This is a genomic window from Streptomyces sp. NPDC054757, from assembly GCF_053612185.1.
In genome coordinates, this window is sequence record NZ_JBSHBW010000009.1 from 155,076 (window position 1) to 180,226 (window position 25,151).

Annotated in this window: 18 protein-coding genes; 13 read left to right on the forward strand and 5 right to left on the reverse strand. The window is 72.8% G+C overall.

Annotated features, from left to right (window positions below):
- Positions 1 to 81: 81 nt before the first annotated feature.
- From ACWGKJ_RS14295 to ACWGKJ_RS14325, 7 genes are all read left to right on the forward strand, one after another.
- Positions 82 to 996: a PLP-dependent cysteine synthase family protein gene (locus ACWGKJ_RS14295; RefSeq protein WP_385027542.1), complete on the forward strand. Its 915-nt coding sequence runs from the start codon at positions 82 to 84 to the stop codon at positions 994 to 996.
- 79 nt (positions 997 to 1,075) lie between these two features.
- Complete coding sequence (locus ACWGKJ_RS14300; protein ID WP_385027487.1) at positions 1,076 to 1,360, forward strand: tautomerase family protein; 285 nt, start codon at positions 1,076 to 1,078, stop codon at positions 1,358 to 1,360.
- Complete coding sequence (locus ACWGKJ_RS14305) at positions 1,357 to 2,679, forward strand: MFS transporter (protein ID WP_385027484.1); 1,323 nt, start codon at positions 1,357 to 1,359, stop codon at positions 2,677 to 2,679. Before ACWGKJ_RS14300 ends, ACWGKJ_RS14305 begins: the two co-directional genes overlap by 4 nt.
- Entirely contained in the window at positions 2,676 to 3,938 is a 1,263-nt protein-coding gene (locus ACWGKJ_RS14310) for an ATP-grasp domain-containing protein (protein ID WP_385027481.1), read from the forward strand. Before ACWGKJ_RS14305 ends, ACWGKJ_RS14310 begins: the two co-directional genes overlap by 4 nt.
- Positions 3,935 to 5,197, forward strand: coding sequence for an ATP-grasp domain-containing protein (locus ACWGKJ_RS14315; protein ID WP_385027478.1), 1,263 nt, complete (start codon positions 3,935 to 3,937; stop codon positions 5,195 to 5,197). The genes ACWGKJ_RS14310 and ACWGKJ_RS14315 overlap by 4 nt, the downstream gene beginning before the upstream one ends.
- Positions 5,194 to 6,444, forward strand: coding sequence for an ATP-binding protein (locus ACWGKJ_RS14320; RefSeq protein ID WP_385027475.1), 1,251 nt, complete (start codon positions 5,194 to 5,196; stop codon positions 6,442 to 6,444). The genes ACWGKJ_RS14315 and ACWGKJ_RS14320 overlap by 4 nt, the downstream gene beginning before the upstream one ends.
- A 153-nt stretch (positions 6,445 to 6,597) precedes the next feature.
- A complete protein-coding gene (locus tag ACWGKJ_RS14325; RefSeq protein WP_385027472.1) occupies positions 6,598 to 6,897 on the forward strand; it encodes a hypothetical protein in 300 nt (99 codons plus the stop codon).
- 329 nt (positions 6,898 to 7,226) lie between these two features.
- On the opposite strand, the gene ACWGKJ_RS14330 is transcribed toward ACWGKJ_RS14325, so the two are convergent.
- A complete protein-coding gene (locus ACWGKJ_RS14330) occupies positions 7,227 to 10,313 on the reverse strand; it encodes an AfsR/SARP family transcriptional regulator (protein ID WP_385027469.1) in 3,087 nt (1,028 codons plus the stop codon).
- A gap of 489 nt (positions 10,314 to 10,802) precedes the next feature.
- Between ACWGKJ_RS14330 and ACWGKJ_RS14335 the strand changes: the two genes are divergently transcribed.
- Positions 10,803 to 14,750 carry an amino acid adenylation domain-containing protein gene (locus ACWGKJ_RS14335; RefSeq protein ID WP_385027466.1) on the forward strand — a complete coding sequence of 1,316 codons (3,948 nt, stop codon included), beginning with the start codon at positions 10,803 to 10,805 and terminating at the stop codon, positions 14,748 to 14,750.
- A gap of 65 nt (positions 14,751 to 14,815) precedes the next feature.
- Positions 14,816 to 15,385 carry a flavoprotein gene (locus ACWGKJ_RS14340; RefSeq protein WP_385027463.1) on the forward strand — a complete coding sequence of 190 codons (570 nt, stop codon included), beginning with the start codon at positions 14,816 to 14,818 and terminating at the stop codon, positions 15,383 to 15,385.
- A gap of 12 nt (positions 15,386 to 15,397) precedes the next feature.
- On the opposite strand, the gene ACWGKJ_RS14345 is transcribed toward ACWGKJ_RS14340, so the two are convergent.
- Together ACWGKJ_RS14345 and ACWGKJ_RS14350 are read right to left on the reverse strand one after the other, a co-directional pair.
- Positions 15,398 to 16,519: a lipid II:glycine glycyltransferase FemX gene (locus ACWGKJ_RS14345; protein WP_385027460.1), complete on the reverse strand. Its 1,122-nt coding sequence runs from the start codon at positions 16,517 to 16,519 to the stop codon at positions 15,398 to 15,400.
- A gap of 227 nt (positions 16,520 to 16,746) precedes the next feature.
- On the reverse strand, positions 16,747 to 17,481 hold the full coding sequence (locus tag ACWGKJ_RS14350; protein WP_385027457.1) for a TetR/AcrR family transcriptional regulator: 735 nt from the start codon (positions 17,479 to 17,481) through the stop codon (positions 16,747 to 16,749).
- An 84-nt stretch (positions 17,482 to 17,565) separates the two neighbouring features.
- On the opposite strand from ACWGKJ_RS14350, the gene ACWGKJ_RS14355 reads away from it, so the two are divergent.
- The gene (locus ACWGKJ_RS14355; RefSeq protein WP_385027453.1) at positions 17,566 to 18,777 is read left to right on the forward strand and encodes an FAD-dependent oxidoreductase; all 1,212 of its coding nucleotides are present in this window, start codon (positions 17,566 to 17,568) and stop codon (positions 18,775 to 18,777) included.
- Positions 18,778 to 19,181: 404 nt separating this feature from the next.
- Here ACWGKJ_RS14355 and ACWGKJ_RS14360 read toward each other — a convergent pair whose 3' ends face one another.
- Positions 19,182 to 20,546, reverse strand: coding sequence for an FAD-dependent oxidoreductase (locus ACWGKJ_RS14360; RefSeq protein ID WP_385027450.1), 1,365 nt, complete (start codon positions 20,544 to 20,546; stop codon positions 19,182 to 19,184).
- Positions 20,547 to 20,852: 306 nt separating this feature from the next.
- Here ACWGKJ_RS14360 and ACWGKJ_RS14365 point away from each other — a divergent pair, with 306 nt between their 5' ends.
- Complete coding sequence (locus ACWGKJ_RS14365) at positions 20,853 to 21,557, forward strand: TetR/AcrR family transcriptional regulator (RefSeq protein ID WP_385027447.1); 705 nt, start codon at positions 20,853 to 20,855, stop codon at positions 21,555 to 21,557.
- A gap of 163 nt (positions 21,558 to 21,720) precedes the next feature.
- Positions 21,721 to 22,173: a DUF7144 family membrane protein gene (locus ACWGKJ_RS14370; RefSeq protein ID WP_385027444.1), complete on the forward strand. Its 453-nt coding sequence runs from the start codon at positions 21,721 to 21,723 to the stop codon at positions 22,171 to 22,173.
- A 99-nt stretch (positions 22,174 to 22,272) separates the two neighbouring features.
- On the opposite strand, the gene ACWGKJ_RS14375 is transcribed toward ACWGKJ_RS14370, so the two are convergent.
- Positions 22,273 to 23,973 (reverse strand): hypothetical protein, encoded by a 1,701-nt coding sequence (locus ACWGKJ_RS14375; protein WP_385030982.1) that lies wholly within the window; start codon positions 23,971 to 23,973, stop codon positions 22,273 to 22,275.
- 155 nt (positions 23,974 to 24,128) lie between these two features.
- Here ACWGKJ_RS14375 and ACWGKJ_RS14380 point away from each other — a divergent pair, with 155 nt between their 5' ends.
- A complete protein-coding gene (locus ACWGKJ_RS14380; RefSeq protein WP_385030985.1) occupies positions 24,129 to 25,034 on the forward strand; it encodes a TetR/AcrR family transcriptional regulator in 906 nt (301 codons plus the stop codon).
- The last annotated feature ends 117 nt before the right edge of the window (positions 25,035 to 25,151 follow it).

The following is a 25,151-nucleotide window of genomic DNA, read 5'->3' on the forward strand; positions in this document are numbered from 1 at the left end:
AGCACCGGCAGCACCGGGCTTCCCCGTACGACCGAGAACCCGCGCACCACCGAGCAGTCCCGCGACACCCGTCGCCCCCGTATCGCGGAGAGCATCGAGGACCTCGTGGGCGGTACGCCGCTGGTCCGGCTGCGGGTCGAGGGCGCCGTACCCGGCGCCACCGTGCTCGCCAAGCTGGAGTCGGCCAACCCGCTCTCCAGCAGCAAGGACCGTGCGGCGCTCTCGATGCTGCGGCACGCCGAGCGCCGTGGCGACATCGCCCCCGGCGGCACCGTCATCGAGGCGACGAGCGGCAACACCGGTATCTCCCTCGCCGCCTTCTCGGCGAGCCGCGGCTACCGGTGCGTCATCGTGCTCCCCGACAGCGCCACCGCCGAGCGCGTGGCGCTGCTGAAGGCGCTCGGCGCCGAGGTGGTGCAGACCCCGCAGGCCGACGGATACCCGGGCGCGATCGCCAGGGCGGAGGAGCTGCACGCGGTGACGCCCGGTGCGTGGTTCCCGTGCCAGCACGAGAACCAGGACAACGTCGCCGCCCACTACGAGACCACCGGACCCGAGATCTGGGCCGACACCGCGGGGCAGGTGGATGTGCTGGTGTGCGGGGTGGGGACGGGCGGCACGCTCACCGGTATCGCCAAGTACCTGAAGGAACAGTCGCCTTCGGTGCATGTCGTGGCGGTGGAGCCGGAGAACTCCCCGGTCCTCTCGCGCGGCACCGCGGGCCAGCACCGTATCCCGGGGCTCAACGGCGGTTTCGTCGCGCCCACCACGGATGTCTCGCTGATCGACCAGGTGATGACCGTCGGCGACGAGGAGGCGCTGGACGCCGCCCGTGAACTCGCCCGCAGCCAGGGCATCTTCGCCGGGGTCTCCGCGGGCGCGGTGGCCCACGCCTGCGCCCAGCTGGTCGCCAAGCCGGAGTACGCCGACAGGACCGTGGTCACCGTCTTCCCCGACACGGGGGAGCGTTACCTGAGCCTCTGGGGCGCCTCCTGAGCCGCCGGACCACCTCCGTCCCCTTCTTCTTCCCCCTTTCTTCCCCCCCTTTCTTCCCCCCTCTTCGGAAAGGCTCGACATGCCGGTGATCACAGTGGACTGGTGGCAGGGCAACGACCGTGCGCAGCGCGCGCAACTCGTCAAGGAGGTCACCGACACCGTCAGCCGCGTCGCGGGCTGCCCCACGGCGGCGGTGACCGTCCTGGTACGGGACGTGGACCGCGGCTACTGGGGTATGGGCGGCGAGCTGGCCGACGCGGGCGACGCCCAGCCGCCCGCCGGTACCCCACAGTCCGCCGGTGCCCAGCCACCCACGGACCCCCGGCCGGCCGGCGCGGAACCGCCCAGGGGCGGGGTGTCGTGAACTTCCGTCAGCTCCACCCCAACATCAAGCTGCGGATGGGCGTCGGCTTCGTCCAGCGGCTGCTCTCGGTCATGCTGGTGCCGCTCATGGTCATCCACCTGGCGGCGCTGTACGGGGCCGCGGCGGCCGGTGTGCTCACCCTCCTGGTGGCCGCTGCGGGCATCGCGAGCAACTTCGTCGGCGGCCATCTCGCCGACATCGTCGGCCGCAAGCCACTGCTCGTCGCGGGTGAGGCGGGCGCCGCCGTCTCCTTCGCCGCGCTGGCCCTCGCCAACTCGCCCTGGTGGCAGTCGGGTGTGGCGACCTTCGTGTTCTACCTGGTCAACACCTGTCTCTCCGGGGCCGCCACCCCCGCGGCCGACGCGATGATGGTGGACGTCTCCACACCGGAGAGCCGCCCGCTCGTCTACACGATCAACTACTGGTCGATCAACATGGCGTTCACCGTCGGCGCGCTCGTCGGCGGCTTCCTCTACGGCGGGCACTTCGCGCTGCTGCTGACCGGCGGCGCCGCGCTCTCCGTCCTCACCGCGTTCGTCACCTGGCGGTGGCTGGCCGAGACCGCGCCCTCGCTCGACCCGGCACTCGCGGGCACACCGGACGCCGTCGAGCCGCCCGCGGGCGGCATCATGCCGATGCTGCGCGGCTATCTGTCGGTGGCGCGCGACCACGTCTTCTTCCGGCTGCTGGTCGCCGCGGTCCTCACCCGCTCCATCGAGGTGCAGATCAGCTACTACATCGCGGTGCGGCTCTCCGCCCACTTCCCCCGGCAGACCCTGGCCGGCCTCGGCGCGTGGACCCCGAGGCTGGACGGGGTGGCGATGCTCGGCGTGCTGCGGGCCGTCAACACCGCGCTGGTGGTGGCGCTCGCCCTGTTCGCCAACTCCCTGTTCCGCAAGTTGTCCGACCGGGCCAGGCTCTACGTCGGCATCGCCCTCTTCACCGCGGGCTACATGGTGTGGGCGGTGAGCGACTCCGGCTGGGTGCTGATCGCCGCCGCGGTCGTCCTCACCGTCGGCGAGGTCGTCAACGTCCCCGTGAAGCAGGCCATCCTGGCCGACCTGGTGGACCCGGCGGCCCGCAGCAAGTACATGGCGGCCTACGGCCTGAACGCCCGGATCGGGCTGCTCGTCGGATCGCTCTTCGTCACGCTCGGCGCGCTCGTGCCGCCGCTCGGCATCAGCCTCCTGTACGGGATGTTCGGGGTCGCCGCGATCGTGCTCTACCGCTCGCTGCTGCGGCTGCGCGAGAGCCGGGCCGCCGTGCCCGTGAAGGCCACCGTGGCAGCGGCACCCCAGCCGAAGGGAGCGACCTCATGACCGAACGACGCGACGCCGGACGGCTGCTGATGGTCATGCCGTACCACCAGCTCGTCCGCAAGGCCGTCGACGCCGGATTCCGGGTCTGGTCGATCTGGGACCCGTCGCTGCGCGACGCCGGATATCTGCGCGAAGTCGCCGAGCACTCAGAGGAGTTGCTGTTGGTGGACTTCGACGACGAGGACGCGCTGTGCGCCCTCGTCGAGGAGACGGCGCTCGCCCACCGGGTCGGCCATGTCCTGCATCTGGGCAGCGAGGCCAGCATGGTGCCGGTGGTGCGGGTCGCCGAGCGGCTCGGGCTCTCGCCCAACAGCGCCGAATCGGTGCGGCTCCTCAACGACAAGGCCGCCACCCGGGAACTCCTCAACCGCAACGGGGTCTCCCCGGTGCGGGTGGCCGAGGTCGGGCGATGTCCCGATGTGTACGAAGCGGCGCGGGGCATCGGCTTCCCGTGCGTCGTCAAACCGGCCAGGTCGGCCGGGAGCCGGGGTGTCGCGCTGCTGAACTCCCCCGCCGACCTGGCCGGCTGGGCGGACCGGATCGAGGCGGCGGGACTGACCGGCCCCTTCGTGGTCGAGGAGTATCTGCGCGGGCCCGAGTACAGCGTGGAGACACTCACCGTCGCAGGCCAGCACCATGTCGTGGGCATCACCGCGAAGGAGACCAGCGGCCCGCCGTGCTTCGTGGAGCGCGGCCACATCCACCCGGCGCCGCTGCCCGAAGCGGACACCGCGGCGGTGCGGGCCACCGTCGCCGCGCTACTCGACCTCGCCGACTACGAATTCGGCCCGGCGCACACCGAGGTCATCCTCACCGCCGAAGGGCCCCGGGTGGTCGAGTCGCAGGCGCGGCTCGGCGGGGACCGTATCCCGCTTCTGGTGGACGTGGCGTACGGCTTCGACCTGGAGGCCGCCATCTTCCGGGCGCTGGCCGGCGACGAGGTGCCGCGTACCGTGTCCGGCCGGTACGCGGCGGTCGGGTTCTTCGAGTTCACCGCCGGGACCCTGGCATCCGTGACCGGCCTCGCGGATGCGCGGGCCCTGCCGTACGTCCACGCCCTCACCTTCCGGTTCCGGCCGGGCGATGTGCTGCCGCCCACCACCGACTCCGCGAGCCGCCACGGCCATGTGGTCGTCGACGCGTCGACGCCCGCCGAGGCCCGGGCGCGGATCGCCGCCGTGCGCGCCGCCATCCGGGTCGAGATCCACCGCGACGACGCCCCCCTGCCCACCTCGACCCCCGAAGGGGCCCTGCGATGACTGCGAAGACCCTGCTCCTGGTCGGCGGCACCGACCGCCATCTGGAGCGTGCGAAGGAACTGGGCGTGCGTGTGGTCATGATCCAGCACCCCGACAAGCTGACGACACATCAAACCGCTGCCGCCGACGCGCTGCTGATGATCGACTACACCGACTGGGAGACCGTGCGTCCGCTGGCGGGCGCCGCACACCAGGTGTGGCGGTTCGACGCAGTGGTCTCGCTCACCGAGGGCGGTCTCGCCGTCGCGGCCCGGCTGCGCGAGGAGCTGGGTTTCCCCGGCACCCCGCACGCGGCGACGGTCCGGCTGCGGGACAAGGGCCGGATGCGTGCCCGGCTGCGGGAGGCCGGTTCCCGGCTGACGGTGGAGTGCGAGCAGGTCACCGACCGGGCCTCGCTCACCGCCTTCGGGGAGCTGGCCGGATACCCGTTCATCGTGAAGCCGACCGACACCACGGCCGGTTTCGGGCTGATACGGGTGGCCGACGCCGCCGACGCCGACCGCGCCTGGGCCCGTATCGAGGAGCTGAGGGGCGGGCGCACCGACCGCGGCTCGACGCTGTACACCGTGACCGCCTTCCTGATGGAGGCGTACATCGAAGGACCGGAGTTCAGCGTCGAGGCGTTCAGCTTCGCGGGCTCGCACACCGTGATCGCCGTCACCGAGAAGCTCGTCGACGAGTCCCACTTCGCCGAGCTGGGCCACGCCGTACCGGCGCGTCTGACCGGCGACGACCATGCGTCGCTCACCGGGGCCGTGGTGGAGTTCCTCACCGTGATGGGCGTGACGGACGGCCCGAGCCACACCGAGGTCCGGCTCTCCGGGCGCGGCCCGGTCGTCATCGAGGGCCACAACCGGGTCGGCGGCGGGCAGATCGGTGAACTGGTCCGCGAGGCATACGACTTCGACCTCACCTCGTACGGGGTGGCCTGGCCGCTCGGACTGGTGCCGGAGCTGACCGGGGCGCCCCGCGCCCGGGCCGCGGCCTGCACCCGGTTCCTGCTGCGTGACCCCGGGCGGGTGGTGGCGGTCGGCGGGGTGTCCGACGTGGCCGCGCACCCCGGGGTGCTGTCGGTCGAGGTGGCGGTCGAGCCCGGTGACACGGTCCGGCCGGTGCGCGACAACTGGGACCGGCTCGGTCATGTCGCGGTGCGCGCCGCGGACACCGACGCGGCGGTCGGGCTGTGCGAGCGGCTGGCCGCCGACCACATCCGGATCGAGGTCGCGGGTGACCGCGCCCTGGCGGGGGTGACCGCATGAGCGTCCTGGTCCTGCACCGCAACCCGCTGGGTCCGTTCCCGTTCGACGACTGGCTGTCCGACGCGCCGGGCGGCGTGGTGCTGCTCGCCGCGGGCGACCGGATCCGCGCGGCCGGCGAACGCCTGCCGGACGGCCCGGGGGGCTACCGGCATCTGGAGGTGCTGCCCGACTTCGAGGACGGCGAGCGGGTGGTGCGGCGGGCCCTGGAGCTGGCCGCCGAGTTCGGCGTACGCCAGGTGGTCGCGTTCCACGAGGGCGATCTCGAACTGGCCGCCGCCGTACGGGAGAAGCTCGGTCTGCCGGGGGCACGGCCGGAGCAGGTGCGGCCGTTCCGCGACAAGGCGCTGATGAAGGAACGGGCCGTCGCGGCCGGGGTGGAGGTCGCCCCGCACACCGTGCCCGCCGACGCCGACGATGTCGCCCGTTTCGTGGCCGGGCACGGGCTTCCGGTGGTGCTCAAGGACCGGGACGGGTTCGGATCGCGGGGCCTGCGGGTGCTGCGCGGCGAGGACGAGCTGGCGCGGGCGGTGGCCGAGGTGTTCCCCGTCGGCGCCGCGCCCCGCGACGACCTGCTGCTCGAAGCGTGGGTGCCGGGCCGGATGTGCCATGTCGACGGGCTGGTCGTGGACGGGGTCACGGTGCTCGCCTGGCCGTCCCAGTACCAGTACGAACTGGCCTCGTTCCAGGCGGATCCGGGCGCCCGGGTCGATCTCACGCTGGAGCCGGACGACCCGCTGACCGGGCGGCTGCTGCGGATGGCCGACACCACGCTGGCGGCGCTGGACGGCCCGCGCACCCACGCCTTCCACCTGGAGGCGTTCCACACCCCGGACGACCGCCTCGTGCTCTGCGAGGTGGCCGCCAGGCCCGGCGGTGCGCGTATCCGTGAGGTGCTGACCGCGCTCTTCGGCGTCAACCCGGCCCGCTGCGCGGCCCGTGCGGAAGTGGGCCTCGGCGACCTCGGGATCGCGGTGGAGGCCGGGGAGCGGCCCGCGCCCCGGTGCATGGCGGGGCAGGTGCTGCTGATGAAGCGGCCTGGCCGGGTGACGGGTGTGCCGTCGCACCCCGGTGACCCGTGGGTGGAGTTCTTCGGGGTGTTCGCCGAGCCGGGCCAGGTGCTGGACGGTGCGGCGGGATCGGCCGACTTCCTGGCGGCGGCCGTCCTCTCGGGGCCGACGCGGGAGGAGTGCGAGCGGCGGCTGCGGGCGCTCGGGGCGCGGTTCGAGACGGAGACGGTGATCGTCTGAGGGGGCCGCCCGAGGGAGCACGAACACCCTGTACGCGGACGGGCGCGGGCCGTTACCGGGGGCTGGTCGCCGAACGGGAACCATCGGGGAACGGGCCCTGTGACGATCTGTTCGTCCTCCTTCCACACCGCGTGAACAGGAAATGAAGAGCCGATGCCCAGTCACAGAGCCACCGTCCTCTTCGGAGCACTCGCCACCGTCCTCGCCGTCGCACTCGGCACCGGCGCGCACGCCGGAAACGCACAGCACACGGTGGTCAGCGCGACGAACGCCGGTCCCGGCCGCACGAACGCCGGGCCGGGGCTGACCCCGTACACCAATGCGGGGCCCGGTACGACGACGGACACGAATGCCGGCCCGGGCGCGACCGTCGACACCAACGCCGGTCCGGGCGCGACGACGGACACCAACGCCGGTCCCGGCACCACGGCCAGCGGCGCCCCCGTCGTCTGAGCCGGACGCCGGACGCCGGACGCCGAGCGCAGGCCGCCGAGCGCCGACAGCCGGACGCCCTCGCCGAGCGCAGGATGCCCATCGCCGGACGCCGCTCGCCGAGCGCCGGACACCGGACATCGGCCGCCGGAGGCCGTACGCGTCCGGCGCCGAAAGCCGTACGCACCGGCCGCCGGTCATCGGCCACCGGTCACCTGTCACCAGCCACCGGACCGCCGCCCCGACCAGCGGCCGCGTCGGCCGCCCGGCCGCCACCCGCACCACCCTGAGGCGCCCCCCGCCGCCCGGCCGGGGGCGCCTCAGGCTTTCGGCCGTCCGGCCGGGGCGCCTCAGGCTTTCGCCGTGCGGTCGTGGAACGCCTCAGGCTTCACCGTCGGCCGCCCCGTGACCGGTACCCGCATCCGCTCGAAGAGTTCCTCGGCCCGCCGTCCGAACTCCGTTGCCTCCGCGCCGAATCCCAGCGCCACGGACGCGGCCGCCATCCCGGTGAGCGCCCGCGCCTGCTCGAAGCGGTAGCCGATCGACTCCGACGACCGGTGGGCGTGCCGGTGCAGGGCGAGCGCGGTCTCCGGTTCGCCGCGCCGCAGATGCACGAAGCCCGCGATGTTCTCGATCGTGGCCCGCCGGATCGGTGTGCCGCGCGATCTCGCCAGCGTCAGCGCCCGGTCCAGCCTGCTGCCCGCTCCCTCGGCGTCCCCCAGGCGGTGGTGGACGTCCGCGGCCAGCACCAGGGTCAGGGCCAGGTTCTCCGGCATCCGGCTCTCGTCGACCATCTCCTCGGTGTCCGCCACACAGCGGCGGGCGGCCTGCGGATCGCCCCTCTGCAGATGGGCGATGGCGAGGTCGTTGAGCGCGGCCACCTCGTTGTCGCGGTCGCCGAGCCTGCGGTAGATGGCGCGGGCCCGCTCGGCGGCCCGGGTCGCCTCTTCCAGGTCACCGAGCCAGGTGCTGACCGTACTGAGGTTGCACAGCGCCGTCGCCTCCTGGCCCGCGTTGCCGGTCGCCACATGAAGGGCGACGCTCTGCCGCAGATGGTGCCGTCCGGTCGAGAGGTCGCCCAGCGACATATGGAGCAGCCCCAGCAGATCGAGGCTGAACGCCTCGCCCCGCCGGTCGCCGATACGCCGGGCGGTCTCCACTGCCTCGTGCGCCGATTCGGCCCCCTCCCTGAGACGGCCCAGCTTCCACTGGGCGGCCGCCAGGTTGGAGAGGCTCATCCGGAGGGCCAGCGCGTCGCCGAGGGCGCGGGCGGCGGCCACCGAGACCGTCGAGACCTCGTGGAACTCCTCCGTACGGCTGCGCAGGTTGAGATGGAAGACCACATTGCGCGCGAGCCCCACGGCATGCCGGTGGAGCCCCCACTCATGGGCGATGCGCACGGCGGCCTTCAGCGAGTCCAGCTCCCGGTCGAACCAGGCGCGGGCGCGCTCCGGGGTGTCGAGGCGCGGCAACTCGGCCTCGGCCGCCGGCTCCCGGCCGGGCGCCGGGTACTCCGCGCGGCCGGGGAAGAGCACGGCGCAGGCCCGCTCCGTCGCCAGGAACCAGAAGTCCAGGAGGCGTTCGAAGGCGGTGACGTCGGCCGTCCGCGTCCCGTCGTTGCGCAGGCTTCTCGCGAACGCCCCCACCAGGTCGTGGAAGGCGTACGAGCCGACCTCGTGCTGCTGGAGGAGGTGCATGTCGAGCAGGTTCTCCAGGACCTCGTCGGCCTCCTGGATGCCGACCTGGAGCAGGGCCGCCGCCGAGTGGACATCGGCATGGGTGCCGGGATGCAGGCCGAGCAGGCGGAAGGCGGTCCGGTGCCACTGGTCGAGCGCCTGGTACGACAGCCGCAGATTGACCGCGACGCCCCGGTCCCCGGAGTGGAGTTCGTCCAGACGGCGCGACTCGTCGCTGAGCCGGTCCACCAGATTGCGGACCGTCCAGCGCGGCCGGTTGCGCAGCCGGGCGGTGGAGATACGCAGGGCGAGCGGGAGATGGCCGCAGAGCCCGGCGAGCGCCGCGGTGGCCTCCGGGTCGCTGTCGGCGAGGTCCTGGCCGAGGGTCCGGGCGATGAGGGCGGTGCTGTCCTCGCGGGTCATCTCACCGAGCGAGATCCAGTCCGCCCCGTCGAGGTCGACCAGCCGGACCCGGCTGGTGACGAGGACCAGTGCGCCCGGCGACGCCGGGAGGACCGGCTTGATCTGGGAGAGGTCGGCCGCGTTGTCCAGGAGGAGCAGGATGCGGCGGCCGGTGAGCGTCGACTGCCACAGCGCGTCCCGGCCCGCGTCGTCCTCGGGCACCCGCTCGGGCGCGACGCCCAGCGCGCCCAGCAGGGTCGAGATGACCGCTGCGGGCCGCAACGGCTGCTCGCCCGGGGTGTACCCCCGCAGGTCGATGTGGAGCTGGCCGTCCGGGTAGCGGTCGGCCAGCCGGTGCGCGGCGTGCACGGCGAGCGTCGTCTTGCCGGAGCCGCCCATGCCGTCGACGGCGACGACCCGCAGTCCGTTCGCCGGCTCGGGCGCGGTGGCGTACGCGAGGAGCCTGCCCAACTCGGCCTGGCGGCCGGTGAAGTCGCCCAGGTCGCTGGGGAGCGTACGGGGCCCCGGAAGGTCGTCTCCCGGTTCGGCGTGGCCGGTGTCGGGCGGCGCGGGGCGCCGGGCGCGTTCCGGGGCCGCGGCCTCCGGGGCTTCCTGGAGGATGGCCTGGTGGAGGGCCTTGAGGTGCGGGCCCGGGTCGACCCCCAGCTCGTCGCGGAGCATCGAGCGGACCGCCTCGTACTCCTTGAGGGCCTCGGCCTGCCGCTGTGACCGGTAGAGGGCCAGCATCAGCTGGCCCCGCAGCGTCTCGCGCAGCGGGTGGGCGGCGACGGCGGCCCGCAGATCGCCCACGAGTTCGGCGGCCTCCCCGTCGTCGAGGCGTATCCGGAAGAGCTGTTCGGCGGCGGTCAGCCACCGCTCCTCCAGCGGGGTGGAGGCGACCGCGATGACCTCGCCGCCGTCCCCGGCGAGCACCGGACCGCGCCACAGGGCGAGGGCCGCCTGGAGCAGACCGCGGGCCCTGACCGGGTCGCCTTCGGCGAGCGCCTGGGCGCCCTGCCGGGCGGAGCGGGAGAACACCCGTACATCGAGCTGCTCGTCGGGGACGGCGGCGCGGTAACCGGGGCCGTCGGTGAGGAACAGGTCCCGGCCGCCCGGTATCCGGCTGCGGAGCGCGGCCACCGCCTTGCGGATCTGGTGGGAAGCGGTGGTGGGCGGTTCCTCGTCCCAGGCCGCGTCCACCAGGCGCGCCACCGGCACCACATGACCGTTCTCCAGCAGCAGCATCGCGAGGACGCGCTCGTGCACCGGCCCTCCGGCGTGCACGCGGTTCCCCCCGGCCCAGCATTCCAACGACCCGAGGACATTGAAATGCGCCACCGGGTCTTCCTTCTCGTCCATACCCCGTCCCCCCTTGTGGACGCCAAACACCCTGGCAGGAGAGGCGTCCGGGGAGAGTCTAGGCGGTTACCCCCGATCGGGATCCGGACAGGAGGTGATCGGGAATAACCGCACGCACACTCTTAGCGACCACCAGGAACCGTCCGGCTGATCGTTGTTGACCGGCCCGCGGCCTCCGGTGTGGTGCCTCGCAAAGGCGGCGGAACGCCCCCGTACCGGACGTAGCGGAAACGTACCGGGGCGGCTCCGGCTCCACCCGCGTGGCGCCGTGCCGGAGGCCGCGGGTCCATGGAGAACGGCCGTACGGAGCCTGGGGATTCGGCGGCCCGGCTCCGACGGGGGACCCACGGAGCGAGCGTCACGGTGCCGCCGTCCCGCGTCGGGTGAGCCCCCCACCTAGTCCGTTCCGTAGACCCGTTGCCGTGTCCGTTCCGCAGACCGTTGCCGTGTCAGGACCACGCCACGGCACCTCGTGCCACGAAGGATCCCATGGAGACTCAGACCCACCCGACAGTCCGGGCGGCCGCCGCCCCTCTCCACGAACCGGCCCTCTTCGACCTGCTCAGACGTGAGGCCGACGCGCACCCCGGTGCCACCGCGCTGGAACACCCGGGCGGCCGCCTGACCCGGCGCGGACTCGTCGGCGCGGCGGAGGCACTCGGGCACCGGCTGGCCCGCCTCGGCGCCGGGGCCGATGTCACCGTTGGCCTGTACGCGGAACCCTCGGCCGACCTGGTGATCGGGGTGTGGGGGATCCTCGCGTCCGGCGGTGCCTATCTGCCCCTGTCGCCCGAGTATCCGGAGGAGCGCCTACGGTTCATGGTGCGCGACTCCGGGACGCGGCTGCTGGTCACACAGTCCCACCTGGCCGACAGGGCGCGGGCCCTCGCGGGCCCGCAGGCGACCGTGATCGTCCTGGACGGGCCCGCGGGTGAGCGGCCGGCCGGGCCGTCGGCGGCCGGTGAGACGGCCGCCCCACTGTCCGCCGCCCGGCCGCAGGACCTCGCCTATGTCATCTACACCTCGGGTTCGACCGGGCGCCCCAAGGGCGTGATGATCGAACACCGCGCTGTCGTCTCGCAGTTGACCTGGCTGCGGTCGACCGGCCATCTGGGCCCCGATGTGCGGATCCTGCAGAAGACCCCCATGAGCTTCGACGCGGCGCAGTGGGAGATCCTCGCCCCCGCCGTGGGCGGCGCGGTGGTGGCGGGCCTGCCGAACGTCTACCGGGACCCCGACGCGCTGGTCGCCCTGGTGCGCGAGCACGGGGTGACGACGCTCCAGTGCGTCCCGACGCTGCTCCAGGCGCTGCTGGAGACCGACGGCTTCACCGGGTGCGCCTCACTGCGCCGGGTCTTCTGCGGTGGCGAGGCGCTGACCACCGCGCTGGCCGGGGAGTTCGCCGCCGCGCTGCCCGGCGTGTCGCTGGTCAACCTCTACGGTCCGACGGAGTGCACCATCAACGCCACCGCCCACGTGGTGGCGTCCGGCCCGCCCGAGAGCGGCGCACCGGCCACGACCGTGCCGATCGGGACGCCCGTGGACGGGGTCACCGCCTTCGTACTGGACGACCAGGGCCGGCCCGTCGACATCGGCGAGAAGGGCGAACTCCACCTGGGCGGCGCCCAGGTGGCCCGCGGCTATCTCAACCTCCCGGAGCAGACGGCGCAGCGTTTCGTACGGAGCGCGCTCTCCCCCGACGGCCCGCTCTACCGCACCGGCGACCTGGTCTCCTGGAATCCGGACGGCACCCTGCAGTTCTCCGGCCGCATCGACAGCCAGGTGAAACTCCGCGGCTACCGGGTCGAGCTGGAGGAAGTCGCGTCGGCGGTCGAGGAGCACACCTGGGTCCGCAGGGCCGCCGCCGTCGTGACCAGCGCACCCGGCACCGGCTGGCAGACCCTGGTGGCCTGCGTGGAGCTGAACCCGCGCGAGGCCGCCCTGATGGACCAGGGCAACCACGGGTCGCACCACCAGTCCAAGGCCAGCCGCCTCCAGGTGCGGGCCCAGCTCTCCCACCCCGGCGTCCGGACCGACGAGGAGCTGGCCGGGCTGCCCGCGGTGGCCCTGCCGGGCGCGCAGGGCAGCGCCGCGCAGCGCGCGGAGGTCTTCGCGCGCAAGACCTACCGCTTCCACGACGGCACCGAGCCCGTGACCCGGGACGACCTCGTACGCCTCCTGTCACCGTCAGCAGATCCGGCACCGGCACCGGCGGCAGATCCGGCACCGGCACCGGCACCGTCACCGTCTGCGGCTACGACCGCGACATCCGCCCCCGCCCCGGCCGCACGCGGTCTCGACCTCGACTCGCTCGGCGAGCTGCTGCGCTGGTTCGGACCGTTCCACAGCGAGGAGCGGCTCCTCCCGAAGTACGCCTACGCCTCGCCCGGTGCCCTCTACGCCACCCAGATCCACCTGGAGACCGACGGGAGCCGTGGCCTCGGAGCGGGCCTGTACTACTTCCACCCGGCACGCCACGCGCTGGTGCGCTTCGCCGACGCCCCGGGCGGCGGCGCCTGCGGGACCCGCGTCCATCTGCTGGGCCGGCGGGCCGCCATCGCCGCCGTCTACAGCAACAACATCGACGAGGTGCTGGAGTTCGAGGCCGGGCACCTGCTCGGTGTACTCGACCGGGTGCTGCCCGCGTACGGCCTGGCCGTGCGCCCGGCGGGCCTGGACACGGCGTTCCCCGCGCTGGTGGGCGCGGCGGCCGACGACCACTACATGGGCGCCTTCGACCTGGTGCCCGCCACGGCCGGTGCGGGCACCCCCGCCGCGGACCTCGCCGTCGACCTCTTCGTCCAGGCGCACGGCGACCGGGTCGCCGGGCTCGCGGAGGGAACGTACCGGTACTCCGGCGGCGAACTGCACCCCATATCCGCCGATGTGGTGCGCCGCCGCGATGTGATCGCCATCAACCAGGGCGTGTACGGGACGGCGTCGTTCGGCATCTCCGCCGTCAGCCGGGAGGAACGCCCCTGGCTGCGTTACGTGGTGCTGGGCCGACTCCTCCACCATCTCCAGTGCAACGGGCTGCGGCTCGGTCTGATGTCCTCCGGCTACTCGTCCCGCAGCGGAAACCCGCTGCCCGCCGCCCTGCGCCTGGACGACCTGCTGGCCGGGGCCGGCATCGCCCCGGGGCCCTCGTACTTCTTCATCGGCGGCCGGGTGAGCGACGAACAGCTGACGTCGCAGGGGATGCGCGAGGACTCCGTCCATATGCGCGGCCCGACCGAGATGATCCGCGACGACCTGGTGCGGCTGCTGCCCGACTACATGATCCCGGACCGGGTGCAGGTGGTGGACGCACTGCCGCTCACCGCCAACGGCAAGGTGGACATGGCCGCCCTCGCGGCCTCGGACGCGGTGCGCGACGCGGGGGCGCCGGGGGAGCCGCATGTGGCGCCCGCGACGGACACCGAGCGGAGACTCGCAGCCCTGTGGGGCGCGGCGCTCAAGTACCCGGACGTCTCGATGGCGGACACCTTCTTCGCCCGCGGCGGCAACTCCCTGGTGGCGGTCACCCTCACCCATCGCGTCAACCGCGAGTTCGGCACGGCGCTGCCCCTCCAGGCCCTCTTCGAGTGCCCGCGCCTCTCCGACCTGGCGGCCCGGGTCGTCCAGGACTCGCCCGCGCCCTCGTCCCGGCTGCTGCCGCTGCACGACAACGGCGCGGGGAAGCCGGTCTTCTGCTGGCCGGGCCTCGGCGGATACCCGATGAACCTCCGTACGCTGGCGGCCGATTCGGCGGCGGGCGGACCGTTCTACGGCATCCAGGCGGCCGGCATCAACGAAGGGGAGCGCCCCTTCGCCACCATCGGCGAGATGGCGGCGGCCGACATCGCGGAGATCCGCGCCGTGCAGCCCGAGGGCCCGTACACGCTCTGGGGGTACTCCTTCGGCGCCCGGGTCGCCTTCGAGGCGGCCTGGCAGCTGGAGCGGGACGGCCACAAGGTGGACGAGGTCCTGCTGATCTGCCCCGGCAACCCGACGGTGGAACTCGCGGAGGGCGAGCGGTACTCGCGCGAGGCATCCCTCACCAACCCCGTCTACACCGCCGTACTGCTCTCGGTGTTCCTGGGACGCATCGGCGGCCCGGAGCTGGCCGAGTGCCTGCGCACGGTGCGCGACGAGGAGGGCTTCGTGGCGTTCGTCCACGGAGCGGTCCCCGCGCTCGACCCGGGCGTGATCCGCCGCATCACCCGGATCGTGGCGGCGACCTACGAATTCGACTACACCTTCGCCGAGTTGCTGGAGCGCCGGCTCACGGCCCCCGTCACCGTCTTCAAGGCGTCCGGCGACGACTACTCGTTCATCGAGGGCCACTCCGGCTACTCGGCGACACCGCCCACGGTGGTCGAACTGACCGGGGACCACTACCAGGTACTGCGGGAGAAAGGGGTCGCGGAACTCGTGGCGGCGATCGGCTCGCGCTGAGGGGAGCGCGCGTACCGCAGACTGGCCCTCAGCACACCACACTTCACCAGCAGGCTGGGGGCCACATGACGGAACAGCCCGACGGGAACAGGGACGGGAACCAGCGTGTCGGCCGGCCGAAGAAGCCCTTCCTCTACGTCGTCGTCTGCGCGTCCGGGATCGCGGGCGGGGTGGGCGAGCTGATCGCGGCCGCACAGGAGCAGGGGTGGGACGTGGGGGTCGTCGCCACCCCCCAGGGGCTCGGCTTCATCGACGCGCAGGCGGTGGTGGCGCAGACCGGGTACCCGATCAGGTCGGCCTGGCGCGCCCCGGGGGACCCGCGTCCGCTGCCGCCGGCGGACGCCATCGCGGTGGCGCCCGCCACGTTCAACACCATCAACAAATGGGCGGCCGGTATCTCGGACACCCTGGCACTCGGCATCCTCTGCGAGGCGTTCGGCGCGCGCGTCCCCACCGCCGTACTGCCCTGTCTGAACGGGGCCCAGGCCGCCCACCCCGCGTACCGCAGGAGCGTGGAGGCGCTGCGCTCCATGGGCGTCCTGTTCAGCGCGTACGATCCGGGCCGGCCCGGGGCCCCGGACCCCGCGGCCGGCTTCCGCTGGACCGAGGCGCTGGAACTGCTCGGCACACCCTGACGGGTCGGGGGCTCAGCGCCGGGACATGTACAGGTCGAGGGCCTTGTGCAGGAAGCGGTTGAGGGGGAAGTCCCACTCGCCCAGATACTCGACGGCGTGGCCGCCGGTGCCGACCTTGAAGCGGAGCAGGCCGAGGAGGTGGTTGTCCTCGTCCAGGGTGTCGGTGATGCCCCGCAGGTCGTAGACGCCCGCGCCGAGTGCGTGGGCGTCGGACATCATGCGCCACTGGATGGCGTTGTTCGGCTGGACCTCGCGCTTACGGCTGGTGGAGGCGCCGTAGGAGTACCAGACGTGTTCCCCGACCGTCAGCATGGTGGCCGCCGCCAGGATCTCGCCCTCGTGGCGGGCGAGGTAGAGCCGCATACGGTCGGGGTCCTCGGCGGTCAGTACGGTCCACATGCGCTGGAAGTAGGAGAGCGGGCGGGCGATGAACCTGTCCCGCTCGGCCGTCTCGGCGTAGAGGCCGTAGAAGGCGGACAGGTCCTCGTAGCCGCCCCGTTCGACGGTGACGCCGGCCTTCTCGGCCTTCTTGATGTTGCGCCGCCACTGCTGGTTGAAGCTCTGGTGCACCTGGTCGAGCGAGCGCCCCGCGAACGGCACCTGGAACACATAGCGGGGCTGGCCCACCGCGAAGCCGTCCTCGCCGCCCGGCTCGGTCTGCTGCCAGCCCATCCGGCGCAGCCGGTCGGCGATGTCCAGGGCCCGGGGGTCGTGCCAGGTGGGGTCCGCGTCGCGCAGCCGCCCGGCGGCCGGGTCGGCGATCGCGGCCTTGACCGCCTCCGTGTCCCAGCGCCTGGTGACCACGGGCGGCCCCATCTTCACCGAGAAGGCCCCGCGTCTCTTCAGATGGGCGAGCATCGGCTCCAGCCACCGCTCCAGATCGGCCGCGTGCCAGTCGATGACCGGGCCTTCGGGCAGATAGGCGAGGGAGCGCCTGAGCCTGGGCAGCGGCCTGAACAGCACCAGGCCCGCCCCGACGAGCCGGTCGTCGGCGCCGAACCAGCCCAGGCTCTCCGCCCGCCAGTCCGGCTTCACCTCGCCCCACGACGGAACCTGCATATGGCTCGCCGAGGGCCGGGACCTGATGAAGGCCAGGTGTTCGTCGCGGGTGATGCCCTTCAGCCGAAGACTCATGTGCAGCGCTCCTCTGCCCGGTCGGCCTCTCCCGAGGCGCAGGGCTCGTTCAGGTCTCTCCGTACGCAACCATGTCAACGCCACACACCCGGTGTCACAGCGCGCCACGCCGCACGGCCGGGTCCGGGGCCGCGGACGGGGGGCCTGGGGCGGAAGCGGGATCAGCGGCTGGTGACGCTCATGACCAGCGGCGGGAAGGGGCGCACGATCCTGGGCGGCCGCCCGGGTCAGCCGGTGTGGGTCACGCCGCGGATGATGATCGCGACTTCCTCGGCGAAGGTCTCGGCGGGGTCGCCCTCCGGTTTCCCCCGGAGGATCCGCTCCGTCGTCGGATAGCGCCCGGTCGCCAGCCGGCGGCCGAGGTAGTCCCCGACCGACGCCTGCCACTGTGCCTCGTCGGCGCCGCTCTCCCGGCTGACGCGCCGTTCGGTGACCTCGTTGCGGACGGCGCCGACGAGGTAGGCGTTGAAGACACCGAGGGCCGCCATGATGCGGCTGTTGCTGTTGCTGTTGCTGTTGCTGTTGCCGTCGCCGTCGCCGCCCTCCGGGCTCAGGGCGCCGGCCAGGGCGGTGGCGGTGGCCTCCATCACCGTCAGGGCGTTCGGGCCCAAGTGCGGCCTGCCGCCGATCAGTTCGACGAACCACTCGTGCCGCAGGGCGCACTCCCGGGTGGTGACGGCGATCGCGGTGAGTGTCTCGTCCCACTCGGGGGAGTCGCCGATTCCCGCCGCGATCTCGCCGTAGACGGCATCGGCCATCAGGTCGAGCAGCTCGTCCTTGGTGGCGACATAGCCGTACAGCCGCATCGGGCTGACCCGCAGCTCGGCGCCGACCTTGCGCATCGAAAGGCCGGACAGACCCTCGGCGTCGGCCAGGGCGACAGCGGTCGCCACGATCCGGCCCCGGTCGACGGGGACCACCGTGCGGCCGCGCGGTTCGGGGCGCTCCCAGATCAGCTCCACACGGTTACCGTACGCCGTCATCGTTCCGTACGATGTACGGTAATTTCCGTACGCTGTACAGAAATGGGATGGCCGGAGGGCAGCATGGACACCATCAACAGGGTCCCGATCAACAGGGTCCCGACCAACAGGGTCCCGATCGGCAGGGTCACGACCGACGCCGAGAAGAGGCCGAGGATCGCCGTCGTCGGCGGTGGTATAGGCGGCCTGGTGCTGGCAGCGATGCTGCACCGGCAGGGCATCCCAGCCACCGTGTACGAGCGGGACACCGGCCTCGACGCCCGCGCGCAGGGGGGCTCACTCGATCTGCACCCCGGGTCGGGGCAGCGGGCCCTGGCGGAGCTGGGGCTGGCCGACGCGTTCCGGGCCGAGGCCCGGCCCGAGGGCGAGGCCCTGCGGATCCTCGATCCGGCCGGCAGCACCGTGGGGGAGCACGCCCCCGAGCCGGGCAGCGGCACCCGGCCGGAGATCGACCGCGGCGCCCTGCGGAAGCTGCTGATGTCCGGGGTGCCGGACAGCGCCCTGCGCTGGGGGCGCCATCTGACCGGTACCGAGGAACTGCCCGCGGGCGGCCACCGGCTGCTCTTCGCCGACGGCGGCCACGGCGACTGCGATCTCCTCGTCGGAGCGGACGGTGGGCGCTCCCGTATCCGCACCCTCCTCACGGACGCCCGGCCGGTCCATCTGTCCGCCTACCTCCAGCTGACGATCGCCGACGCCGACCGGCGGCAGCCGCACGTGGCGGACTTCGTCGGACCGGGCAGCCTGATGGCCCTGGGCGACAACATCAACCTGGGCGCGCAGCGGTCCGGCGACGGCTCCATCCGCGTCTCGGTGACGCTCCGCACCGATGATGGCTGGATCGGCCGCCAGGGGTTCGGCGGCGCGGAGTGGGCCCGAACCGTGGCGCGTCTGCATGGCCTGTTCCCCGGCTGGGCCCCCGAGTTGACCGGGCTGATCGACGCCTGTGACCCCGGATCGCTCATGGGGCGGAACATCGAGGCCCTGCCGGTCGGCACCCGGTGGCGGTCCCGCCCGGATGTCACCCTGCTGGGAGACGCCGCACATCTGATGCCCCCGGTGGGTGAGGGCGCCAACCAGGCGATGCTGGACGGCATCCTGCTGGCGCGGGCCATCGTGGAGAACAGTGACGATCCGGCTGCGGCCGTCGCCGCCTACGAGGCGGAGATGTTCGACCGTACGGCGGAGATCGCGGAAGGGTCGGCGCAGACGGAGAGGATGGGCCTCGCGCCCGACGCGGCGGAGCGGCTGAAGTCCTTCTTCGCCCAGGGGTAGGGCAGGGTGACCTGCCCTCCGGACCGGGCCGGGCATCCGAGGGCGGTGCAGGCCCCTGGACCGTACCCTCGCGGAGGCCGCCGCGCTCAGCGGCCCCTCGTCGCCGTTCCTCAGCCGGGCCGAGAACGACCGGAGCCCGCCCCGGCACGCGGTCGCCGCAAATCGTCGCAGACGCGCTGGAGACCACGGCCGCGCAACTGCGGGCCGCCGCCGGCACCCCGCGCCGGGCGGACGTCGTACGCGCCGACGCCGACCACCTGGAGATCTCGGAGGCCCGGCCGGAACCCGCCTGACCGGTGAGACCGCGAAGGCCCGGCCGGATCCCGCCTGACTGCGGCGGTGTTCCGGCCGGGCCCCGCTGCGCTGTGCGATGCGGTCCCGGGCAGCCCGGGAGCCGGGTGGGATCAGGCTCCGCTGTGGCCGAGCATGTCCTCGCGCTCGACGACCTTCACACGCTCGCGCCCCTCCGCCTCGCCCAGGGACCGCTCATGGCTGTCGAGCCGGTACCAGCCGTCCCACGTCGTGTACCGGATGCCGCGCTCCCGCAGGAAGTCGGTGACGGCGTCCGGCTCCGGCAGGGCGGCCCCGGGCAGCCGGCCCGCGGTGTGGTCGTCGAGGAGGCAGGCGACCGTCTCGTTGGCGTCGCCCTTGGTGTGGCCGATGAGCCCGACCGGCCCGCGCTTGATCCAGCCCGTGACGTAGACGGAGGTCTGGTGGCTGCCGTCGGCGGCCAGCACCCGCCCGGCCTCGTGCGGGACAGTGCCGGACGCCACGTCGAAGGGCAGCTTCGGCAGCTCGTCCGAGCGGTAGCCGACCGCACGGTAGACGGCCTGGACATCCCAGTCGGTGAAGCGGCCGGTGCCACGGACATTGCCGGTGCCGTCCAGCTCGGTGCGCTCGGTGCGCAGCCCGGCCACGCGCCCGTCCTCGCCGATGATCTCCTCCGGGGACTCGAAGAAGTGCAGGAAGAGCTTGTGCGGCCGGTCGCCGGTGTCCCGGATGGCCCAGTTCTCCAGGGTGGAGGCGACCATGTTGGCCTGCTTGTCGCCGCGGCGGGTGGCGATCGAACCCTCGTCGTAGTCGATGTCCTCGGGGTTGACCACGACCTCGATGTTCGGCGAGTGGTCGAGCTCGCGCAGCTCCATCGGGCTGAACTTCGCCTGCGCGGGTCCGCGGCGGCCGAAGACATGGACCTCGACGGCCTTGTTCTGCTGGAGCCCGGCGTGGACGTTCGGCGGGATCTCGGTGGGCAGCAGCTCGTCGGCGGTCTTGGCCAGGACCCGTGCGACGTCCAGGGCGACATTGCCGACCCCGAGTACGGCGACCTTCTCGGCCTCCAGCGGCCAGGTGCGCGGGACGTCCGGGTGGCCGTCGTACCAGGAGACGAAGTCCGCGGCGCCGAAGGAGCCGTCGAGGCCGATCCCGGGGATGTCCAGGGCGCGGTCCGCCATGGCCCCGGTGGAGAAGACGACGGCGTCGTAGAAGCGGTGGAGGTCGTCCAGGGTGAGGTCGCCGGGGTAGTCCACATTGCCGAAGAGACGTATCTGCGGCTTGTCCAGCACCTTGTGCAGGGCGGTGATGATGCCCTTGATCCGCGGGTGGTCGGGGGCGACCCCGTAGCGGATCAGCCCGAACGGTGCGGGCATCCGCTCGAACAGGTCGATGGAGACGCCCGGGGCCTGGGCGGCGTCGGACTTGAGCAGGGCGTCGGCGGCGTAGATGCCGGCCGGACCGGCACCGACGATCGCGACACGGATGGGACGAGACATACGGGACGTTCCTCCAGGCAACGCGGACAGGTTCGACAGGCCCGCCGGGCGGCGGCGGGCAGCGGGCGGCAGCGGTCGGAGGGCCTGCGGCCCCCCACAGTCATGACCCCCACGTCCGGTCCACCTGGGGATCCCCTGACGGGATCGATGCCACCGCCGCCGCCGTGAGCCGGACAGGCGTGTCACCCGAAAGCATATGGCACCGGGTGACAGAATCCCCTGGCTGCCCACCATCCGGGCCGCCCATGCCCCTGGCCGCGCACGGTCCGGGCCGCCGGTACGCAGTCCCGCCCAGGAGGAACCCGAATGCCACCCAGCCCGGCCGTACGCACCGCGTCCGCCGGCCTGCGCGCCCGCAAGAAGCTCCGGACCCGCGACGCGCTCTGCCATGCGGCCCTCGACCTGTTCGGCTCCCGCGGCTTCGACGGCACCACGCTGGACGACATCGCGGCCGCGGCCGACGTCTCCAAGCGGACGCTGCTGCGCTACTTCACGGGCAAGGAGGACGTGCTGCTCGGGGTCTTCCGGGAGATGGCCGTGATCACTCTGCGCGAGCTGGACCGCAGGCCCCCGGACGAGCCGCCGCTGACCGCGCTGCGGGCGGCCACGCGCCAGGCGCTCACCGAGGTGGCGCGGGCCCTTCCCGCGTACCGCTCGACGCCGGTCTGCCTCGCCGTACTGCGTCTGGTGGCGGTCACGCCCGGCCTGCTCGTCTCCCTCCACCAGGTGCTGCTGAGCGAGCAGGACGCACTCGCCGGGGTCCTCGCCGCACGGGAGCGCCTCGCGGATCCGGCCGACCCGCGGCCGCAGCTCCTGGTGTCGATGCACGCCTGCGCCCTGACGGTCGCCGTCCGCACCTGGCAGGCGAGCGGCAGTCATGGCCTCGACTCCCTGCTGCACGGCGTGGACGTATGCCTGGACAACCTCGGCCCGTCGGTCGCGGGGCCATGGGCGCCCGCACCGCCGGCCTGCGGTCCTGACGCGTGCCCGATGTGCGGGCCCGCTGTCTGAGGTGCGGGCAGGGCGCCCGAGGAGACGCCGGGGCTCCCTGAGAACCGCCCTGGCCGGAGCCGAGGCTCACCCGAATGGCTCAATCGGGCTGGTGGCCGGTGCTGTGCGGGAGGAGCGTCGAAATGACGCCGGACAGCGTGACGACCCGGCGAAGGAGGCTCTCATGGCTCAGCCCGCAGGCCCCTCCGGGGCGCCCACGCCTCACCACGCACAGCCCGACAGGGGCAGCGGGAGCAAGTGGGCAAGTGGTGGAACCCTGTTCGCCGGTGTGCTGCTGTTCGTGGACGGCGTACTCGCCGTGCTCAACGGCATCGTCGGTATCGCGAAGGACCACGTCTACACCCGCGTGGGCCACTACGCGTACGAGTTCAACCTGACGGCCTGGGGCTGGACCCATCTGGCGATCGGTGTGGTCCTCGCCCTCACCGGCCTCGGCATCCTCATGGGCGTCCCGCCGGCCCGCTGGCTCGGCGTGTTCATGGCCGCGATCAGCATCGTGGCGAACTTCATGTGGCTGCCGTACCAGCCGATCTGGGCGTTCATCGCCATCGCGATCGGCGTCTTCGTGATCTGGTCCCTGCTGACGGACCACAGCAGGACGCACCACCACCGGTGAACACCGGGCCGTGACGCGTCGGAGCCCCGGGCGAGCGGCCCGGGGCTCCGACGCGTCCGGCTGCCCGTACCCGGGCCAGTCCTGCTGCCGGGGGCCGCCCTACCGCCGGGTACGGGTCCTGTCGTGGACACGGACGATCCCGCCGTACGTCGAGATGTAGGCGGAGCCGTCGGGCCCGAGGGTGAGGGGGGACCAGTTGTTGTTGTAGGCGTCACCGGTGCCGGTCAGGACACGGAAACGGGTCCGGCCGGTGCGCCAGTCGATGGCCGTGAGGTACCAGGCGTCGGTGCCCCCGCTGTCGGACGGCTTGGAGTAGGCGTACAGCAGGCCGTTGGAGCGGGAGAGTTTGGTGACGACGGTGGGGGACTGCTCGGCGCTGGTCCAGGCGGTCGTGCAGCCGGTGCCCGCCCTGTTGACCTCGATCTTGGTGATGCCGCCGGGGGTGCTTCTGCCGCCCTGGGTGCTGCGGACCGATGTGTAGCCGTAGTCGTTCTCCACCGTGAAGCCGTTGCCCCAGGCGGTCAGCGAGTTCTCGGTGGCACCGGCGCCGGGCCGGAACACGGGGACGGAGCAGACCAGACGGTGGTCCCCCGCGTGGTCACCCCGCTTGTAGACCAGGACGTGCATCCGGGGGTCGGCGTTGTCGGTGATGCCGACGTAGCCGCCGCCCAGCAGGGCGGGGGTGGCGCCGGTGCCCTGGTTGATCTGGCCGGGCTTGGTACGGGTGCCCCGGTCGTAGGTCTCGCGCCAGTCGGTGCGCGGGGTGCCGTCCGGCGTCGCGTGCATCTTGTACAGGGCGTGGTCGGTGGCGATGAAGACGCCGTCGGGGCCGGTGGAGAAGGAGTTCTCGATCTGCTCGCCGGTGAGGCGGACCGTCCTGACGGCGCCGGTGGCCGGATCGACGGTGCCGACGCGGCCGTGGTCGCTGACCCACCACATCAGGCCCCGGTAGTCCGCCTGGACCGCGGTCACCGGGTCGCACTCGCCCTCCGGGTCGGGGGCGGCGGCGGTGGCGCAGTCGTGCGGCAGCCGGGGACGCAGGTTCCAGCTCTTGTCCTGCTCGAACTCCCATCGCCCGGAACGGGTGTGATGAGCCGTCAGCCTCTGGATGCGCTGGTCGGCGGCGGCGATGACGATGCGGTCCCGGTTGTCCAGGTAGTAGTAGGAGCCCGAGGTGTCGGAGAACATCAGGGCGGGGTTGTGGGTCGCGGCGGCCCGGTATGTGGAGGGCCGCACCGGGAGCGGGTAGGAGGCCAGGTCCCTGAGGGTGACGGGATCCTCCAGGCGCAGGGTCGGGTGGTGGGACGCGCTGCCGCAGTTGAGGACCATCAGCCCGTTGTGCAGGAAGGTCGCCGTGGCGCACTGGGCCGGGTCCGCGGGATCGGTGACCTTGCTCGCGCTGGTCACCCGCGGCCGGCGCCCCAGGGGGCCGCCCTGCGGCTGAGTGTTGCTCGCATAGCTGTCGCCGTGCATGGCGCTGAGCCCGTCGGGTGCCATGGCCGGGTTGTGGATCTCGCCGCCCGGCACGGGGTGCGGGGCGGCGGGACGGCCGGTGAAGCCCGGCACCTGGTCCATGCCGGGGCTGGTCGGCAGGGGGCCGGGCAGAGCGGGGTCGGCCTGGGCGGGGTCGGTTTGTGCGGGTGCGGGTGCGGGTGCGGAGATGGTGTGGGCGCGGCCGGATGCGGCGTCGGCGGGTCCGGCGACGGCCAGCGCCAGGGCGGCCGCCGCGGCGAGAGAGGCGGCCGCTGTCACGGCGCGGCGCGGCTTCCCGGGTATCGGGGGTTTCGGCGTCGGGGGCATCTGCGTGGTCCTTCCCTGACATGCATACGGAGAGAGATGCATACGGAGAGATGCATACGGATGATGAAGGCAGGCGCTATTAAGGTACACGCCTTATTAAGGTATCCGCCTTACCGGAGACGACTCCATTAAGAAACGGGCCTTAACATGGCCCCATGAGCCGAGGGAGTGCGACGCGCGAGGTCATGGCCGAAGTGGCTCTGCGGATGTTCGCCGAACGCGGCATCGACGCCGTCTCGCTCAGGGAGATCACCACCGCGTCCGGCCAGCGCAACAAGTCGGCCGCCCAGTACCACTTCGGCACCAAGGAACAGCTGGTCCGGGAGATCTTCGAACGGCACACCGGGCAGGTGAACGCCCACCGCCACCGTCTCCTGGCCACCCTGCGCGAGCGGACCGGGCGCCCCACCCTGGAGGAGCTGGCCGACGTGCTCATCCGCCCGCTGGCCGAGACGGTCGACGGGCACAGCCACTACGCGCGGTTCCTCGCCCAGGTGTCGACACCCCCCTGGACGGGCGCCCTCGTACGGGCGGACCCGGCGGCGACCCAGAGCGTGCAGACCGTCTTCACCGCGCTCGCCCAACTCCTCGACGACCTGCCGGAACCCGTCCTGCGCACCCGTCTCGCGCTGGCGATGATGCTCACCGTCCGCGCACTGTCCGCGTGCGAGCACACGATGGCTCCCGGCGGCGGCCCGGACGGTGCCCAGCCGGACGACGTACGGGCGGATGACACCCGGCCGGACGACGTACGGGCGGATGACACCCGGCCGGACGACGTACGGGCGGATGACACCCGGCCGGACGACGTACGAGCAGGCGGCACCCAGGGGGACGACGTACGAGCCGACGAGGCAGGGGCCGACGGCGCGCAGACAGCCGACGCCCGCCGCGTGGCGCTGCTCGCGGCCCAGCTGGTCGACATCACCGTCGGTATCCTGCGCGCCCCCGTCTCCGAGACCACCAGAAACCTCCTCCCGCCCGCCCCGCACACCCCGGCCTCCGCCGCCGGCGACACCTGGCCCTGGCATCTGCTCATCGGCGCGGAGGCCGGACTCTGACCGCTGCGGCCAACCCCCGTGCCCCGGTGACGAAGGCGGTGGCGCATCGGCCGCCCACGCGCGGACGGTGCTCCGCGTGCCGCCGGAGTCTCACCCTGTACGCCGTTGACTCCGGCC

Coding starts and splice junctions, on each gene's coding strand:
- ACWGKJ_RS14300 (WP_385027487.1), top strand. CDS start 1,076: ATGCCGGTGATCACAGTGGACTGGTGGCAGGGCAACGACCGTGCGCAG.
- ACWGKJ_RS14310 (WP_385027481.1), top strand. CDS start 2,676: ATGACCGAACGACGCGACGCCGGACGGCTGCTGATGGTCATGCCGTAC.
- ACWGKJ_RS14315 (WP_385027478.1), top strand. CDS start 3,935: ATGACTGCGAAGACCCTGCTCCTGGTCGGCGGCACCGACCGCCATCTG.
- ACWGKJ_RS14320 (WP_385027475.1), top strand. CDS start 5,194: ATGAGCGTCCTGGTCCTGCACCGCAACCCGCTGGGTCCGTTCCCGTTC.
- ACWGKJ_RS14325 (WP_385027472.1), top strand. CDS start 6,598: ATGCCCAGTCACAGAGCCACCGTCCTCTTCGGAGCACTCGCCACCGTC.
- ACWGKJ_RS14330 (WP_385027469.1), bottom strand. CDS start 10,313: ATGGACGAGAAGGAAGACCCGGTGGCGCATTTCAATGTCCTCGGGTCG.
- ACWGKJ_RS14335 (WP_385027466.1), top strand. CDS start 10,803: ATGGAGACTCAGACCCACCCGACAGTCCGGGCGGCCGCCGCCCCTCTC.
- ACWGKJ_RS14340 (WP_385027463.1), top strand. CDS start 14,816: ATGACGGAACAGCCCGACGGGAACAGGGACGGGAACCAGCGTGTCGGC.
- ACWGKJ_RS14345 (WP_385027460.1), bottom strand. CDS start 16,519: ATGAGTCTTCGGCTGAAGGGCATCACCCGCGACGAACACCTGGCCTTC.
- ACWGKJ_RS14355 (WP_385027453.1), top strand. CDS start 17,566: ATGGACACCATCAACAGGGTCCCGATCAACAGGGTCCCGACCAACAGG.
- ACWGKJ_RS14360 (WP_385027450.1), bottom strand. CDS start 20,546: ATGTCTCGTCCCATCCGTGTCGCGATCGTCGGTGCCGGTCCGGCCGGC.
- ACWGKJ_RS14365 (WP_385027447.1), top strand. CDS start 20,853: ATGCCACCCAGCCCGGCCGTACGCACCGCGTCCGCCGGCCTGCGCGCC.
- ACWGKJ_RS14370 (WP_385027444.1), top strand. CDS start 21,721: ATGGCTCAGCCCGCAGGCCCCTCCGGGGCGCCCACGCCTCACCACGCA.
- ACWGKJ_RS14375 (WP_385030982.1), bottom strand. CDS start 23,973: ATGCCCCCGACGCCGAAACCCCCGATACCCGGGAAGCCGCGCCGCGCC.
- ACWGKJ_RS14380 (WP_385030985.1), top strand. CDS start 24,129: ATGAGCCGAGGGAGTGCGACGCGCGAGGTCATGGCCGAAGTGGCTCTG.